The following is a 535-nucleotide window of genomic DNA, read 5'->3' as shown; positions in this document are numbered from 1 at the left end:
GGGAGCAGCGTGGCTGCAGTGCGGTCGTAATGGATACCGAGACGCTTGAACCGCAGGACCCAGGAGATGGTGCGCTCCACGACCCAGCGGTGCCGGCCCAGGTGGGTCTTGGCCTCGATTCCGCGCCGGGCGATCCGGACCTTGATGCCTCGCCGGTGCAGGTAGCGGCGGCACCTCGGGTAGTCGTAGCCCTTGTCCGCGTGCAGCTTCTCCGGCCGGCGGCGGGGCCGCCCCGGACGCCTTCGCCGGCCACGCACACTCGGGTTGGTCTCCAGCAACGGCTCGAAGAGTTTGCTGTCGTGGACGTTTGCGGCTGAGGCCAGCACATGCAGGGGCAGCCCGGCCGCGTCGGTGAGCAGGTGGTACTTCGTCCCCGGTTTCCCGCGGTCGGTGGGGTTCGGGCCGGTCAGCTCGCCCCCCTTTTGGCACGTACGGACACCGCGTCGATACTGGCCCGCGACCAGTCGAGGATCTCCTGCTCGGAGAGCTCCTCGAGCACTGCCCGGTGCAGCTTCTCCCACACCCCGGCCCCCTG

Annotated in this window: 1 pseudogene; it reads right to left on the bottom strand. The window is 69.7% G+C overall.

Annotated elements, in window-relative coordinates:
* A pseudogene (locus RF647_RS19235) lies at positions 1 to 535 on the bottom strand (IS5 family transposase); the annotation flags it as partial.

Origin of the sequence: Kocuria sp. CPCC 205263 (genome assembly GCF_040981075.1) — a bacterium.
In the GTDB taxonomy this organism is placed as follows: Bacteria; Actinomycetota; Actinomycetes; order Actinomycetales; family Micrococcaceae; genus Kocuria; species Kocuria rosea.
The sequence above is the reverse complement of the archived record's forward strand: the minus strand, read 5'-3'. Positions and strand labels throughout refer to the sequence as shown.